Annotated in this window: 1 protein-coding gene; it reads right to left on the bottom strand. The window is 62.2% G+C overall.

The genetic code is table 11. The features are described 5' to 3' along the window. On the bottom strand, positions 1–555 hold a 555-nt coding region (locus tag EN906_RS36520), incomplete at both ends, for a substrate-binding domain-containing protein (RefSeq protein ID WP_164777727.1).

Below are 555 nucleotides of genomic sequence, written 5' to 3' on the forward strand. Positions count from 1 at the left end.
GTCCTGGGTGGCGTCGACGCCGCCGACGACAACCGCCTTCATGTCGATGTTGCCGGCCTTCATCGCCTGGATGGCGCCGATGGCGCTTTCGTCATTGTTGGCGATGACGCCGTCGAACGGCTTGCCGGTCGACAGCCAGTTGGTCATCAGGTTCTGCGCCTCGTCGCGGTTCCAGTTCGACGTCTGCTTGTCGATGATCTTGATGAAGCTGCAATCCGGCGTCGCGATCACATCGTCGATGTCCTTGGTGCGCTGCACGGCGGCCTGGTTGGAAAGCTCGCCCATGATCACATAGACATTGGCTTCCTTCTTGCCGGCTTCCTTGAACAGGCGGCAGACTTCCTTGGTCTCGAGCGTGCCGGAATCGGCTTCGTTCGAGGCGACGAAGGCCTGGTTGTCGGGCAGCGTGTCGACATTGACCGGCTCGCGGTTGACATAGACCAGCGGGATCTTGGCTGCGGCGGCGGCGTCCGACATCGCCTGCGTGGCCGAAGTGTCGACCGGGTTGACGATGATGGCATCGACGCCCGAGGCGGCGAAGTTCTTGATCTGGTC

The organism is Mesorhizobium sp. M7A.F.Ca.CA.004.06.1.1, from assembly GCF_003999135.1.
Lineage (GTDB): Bacteria > Pseudomonadota > Alphaproteobacteria > Rhizobiales > Rhizobiaceae > Mesorhizobium.